The organism is Pseudactinotalea sp., from assembly GCF_048594945.1.
In the GTDB taxonomy this organism is placed as follows: Bacteria; Actinomycetota; Actinomycetes; order Actinomycetales; family Beutenbergiaceae; genus Pseudactinotalea.
Genome location: NZ_JBMDXJ010000064.1, coordinates 1 through 3,031 on the forward strand (window position 1 = coordinate 1; position 3,031 = coordinate 3,031).

The 3,031-nt window shown below is 72.6% G+C and carries 2 protein-coding genes and 1 pseudogene; all 3 read right to left on the bottom strand.

What is annotated here, in order from left to right:
- Positions 1-515 (bottom strand): annotated as a pseudogene (locus ACOJSN_RS03000) (CTP synthase); the annotation flags it as partial.
- 6 nt (positions 516-521) lie between these two features.
- Positions 522-1,601 carry a glycosyltransferase family 4 protein gene (locus tag ACOJSN_RS03005; protein WP_420111030.1) on the bottom strand — a complete coding sequence of 360 codons (1,080 nt, stop codon included), beginning with the start codon at positions 1,599-1,601 and terminating at the stop codon, positions 522-524.
- Positions 1,594-3,031, bottom strand: a 1,438-nt coding sequence (murJ, locus tag ACOJSN_RS03010; RefSeq protein WP_420111031.1) for a murein biosynthesis integral membrane protein MurJ, incomplete at its 5' end; no start/stop codon positions are given. The genes murJ and ACOJSN_RS03005, both read right to left, overlap by 8 nt.

A 3,031-nucleotide genomic window follows, 5' to 3' on the forward strand; every position in this document is an offset into this window, starting at 1 on the left:
GCCTCGAGGAACGGCTGGCTCTCGATGTCGCCGACCGTGCCACCGATCTCGGTGATGATCACGTCGGGTGCCTTCCCGACGGCGGGAGAAGCCTGGGCGCGCATGCGCGCCTTGATCTCGTCGGTGATGTGCGGGATGACCTGCACGGTGTCGCCGAGGTACTCGCCGCGCCGCTCCTTGGCGATCACCGAGGAGTAGACCACGCCGGTGGTCACGTTAGCGCCGGCGTCGAGGTTGACGTCGAGGAACCGCTCGTAGTGGCCGATGTCGAGGTCGGTCTCGGCGCCGTCCTCGGTGACGAACACCTCGCCGTGCTGGAACGGGTTCATCGTCCCGGGGTCGACGTTGAGGTAGGGGTCGAGCTTCTGCATCGTCACCCGCAGTCCGCGTGCACGGAGCAGGTGGCCGAGGCTCGAGGCCGTCAGGCCCTTGCCGAGAGAGGACGCCACACCACCGGTGACGAAGATGTGCCGGGGAGCGTGGCGGCCGGGACGCCGCTCAGAAGAGGTCACCACGGGCTTTCACACTAGCAGGGACCGGTAGACATCGAGGACCTGTGCCAGCGCGTCGTGCGCGCGAGGCAGCTCGACCGCACGTGCACGGGCCGCCGCGCGCAGCCCGTCGCGTACCCGCGGCTCGCGCAGCACGGTCGCGATCTGGGAGACGAGCAGGTCGGCATCGCCGTACCGCACCAGCCGCGCGGCGGGTCCGGTGACCTCCCGGGTGCCGCCCACATCGGTGGCGACGATCGGAGCGCCGGCGTGCAGCGCCTCCTGCAGCCACAGCGGCTGCCCCTCCCACTCGGCCGTGCTGACCACGACGTCGGCGGCGCGCAACAGCCCCGGCACGTCGTCGCGCTGACCGAGCAGCCGGATCGGGAGCGCCTCGTCCTCGATCGCACGCTGCAGCTCGTCGCGGCGGGGTCCGTCGCCGGCGATCAGCCACTGGACGCCCGGCACCCGGTCGGCGAGCAGCGCAGCGACGTCGAGCAGCAGATCGAGCCCCTTCTGCGGGGCCAGGCGCGCGAGCGTGACCACCAGCGGGGCGTCGCCCACACCGAGCGCGGCACGATCGAGGGCCGTGGCCTCGCGGATCGGCGCCGGGACCAGTGCGCGTTCCGCACGCTGCGCGCCCATGCCGCGGATGTGGTCGACGATGTCACCGGACACCCCGAGGACCACGGCCGCGCGGCCCGCGACCACACGCTCCAGCCCCGCCGCCACCGCCTGCACCGCGGGGCCACCCACCGGGATGTTGTGCAACGTCACCACGAGCGGCGTCGGCAGGCCGGTGAGTGCGAGCGCGCTCAGGGCGCCGGCGCGCAGGCCGTGCGCGTGCACCACCTCGGCGCGCCGACCGATGGCGCGCAGCTTGCTGACGGCCGCGGCATCCTGCGGCCGCGGTCGGTCGGAGATCTCCACGAGGCGCGAGCGCAGGCCGGGGATCCAGGGCCGTGCCACGTCGCCGGAGGCGGCGAGGATCACACGATTCTCCAGGGCCAGCCCGGCTGACAGCTCGCGAACATGACTGCGGGTGCCACCGGCGGCACTACCCGCCACCTGCAGGACGCGCAGCCCTTCTGAGTTCTTCGGCTCAGCCATGCGCACTCCTCACGCTGGCCAGGATCGCACGGTCGAAGGTACGGATGCCGATGAACGTGGCGAGTGTCACCACCACGGCGCCCAACAGCGCCGCCATCACGGCGATCAGGAGCGAGCCCTGGCCGAGGTCGAGCACCGCGTTGACGCCCAGTCTGCCGACCACTCCCCCGATCGCCGCGCTTCCCGCACCCACGGCGAGGCTCCGCACCAGCCCGCGCAGGAACCCTGCGGGCATGATGCGCCGGAGCACGAGCAGCACCACCAGCCCGCCGAGCGACATCCCGATCGTGTGTGCGACACCGAGCGCAGTCAGCGTGCTCACGCCATCGCCGCCACCCGGCGCGAGTGCACGGACTGCCACGAAGGCCGCTGCCGCCGTCACCAACCAGGCCGACGCCGTGGCCACCACGGTCGCGCGGCTGCGGTCGAGCGCCAGCAGCATCCGGCCGGCGTGCAGCAGCAGGCCGAGGCCCACGACACCAGGTGCCATCCAGGTCAGCGCCTCGGTCATTCCCGGGACCGGATCGCTGCTCTCGCCTGCTGAGAGCGCACCGAACGCGGCGTGCGCGGCCGGTGCGACCGCCGCGAGCAGCCCGGCGCCGAACAGACCCGCGGCGAGCACGGTCCGTGTGGACCGCTCGGCGAGACGTGCCAGACCAGCCCCCACACCGCCGTCGGACAGCTCCGCCAGCCGCGGCTGGAACACGGTGACGAGCGGCACAGCGAGTACGGCGTACGGGAGCATGTAAACGGCCTGTGTGTACTGGAACACGACAAAGGTTCCCGAGGTGCCGCCGGATCGGGCCAGCACGAGCATGACCACCGCGGCGATCTGCTGGGCGAGGACACCGCCGAGACCGGCGGCCGCGAGGCTGCGGAGCCGGCGCGCCACCCCGGGTGGGAACGACAGTCGCGGCCGCAGGCGGACGCCGGCGCGACGTACCGGCGCCAGCATCGGCAGGCTCAGCGCCGCCACGCCCGCGGTCGTGCCCCACGCGAGCACGGGGAGGGCGACGTCGGGCAGCGCCCCTGGATCCTCCTGAAGCCCCTGGGCCAGCTGCCCGAACGCCAGGTAGCTGACGATGACCACGAGGGTCGAGGCGATCGGCGCGATCGCCGGCGCGAGGAACCTGCGATGTGCCTGCAGCACACCCGTCAGCACCACCCCCACCCCGTAGAGCGGGATCTGCGGGGAGAACACGATGAGAAAGTAGGCGGTGGCCTCGACCGCCGCGTCGTCAGCACCACCGGGCAACGGCAGGAGCGAGGCGATCGGGCGCGCCAAGAGCGCCACGAGGATCCCCAGCGGGATGAGCACCACCAGTGCCCACGTCAGCAGCGCCGAGGCCACCTCATCGACCTGGCCGCGCAACTTCTTCGCGATCGGCGCCGCGAGCAGCGGCACGACCACGCCGGCCAGCGCCCCGCCT

Excerpts from the sequence above, each read along its gene's own strand:
- ACOJSN_RS03005 (WP_420111030.1), bottom strand. The coding sequence starts at position 1,601 with ATGGCTGAGCCGAAGAACTCAGAAGGGCTGCGCGTCCTGCAGGTGGCG.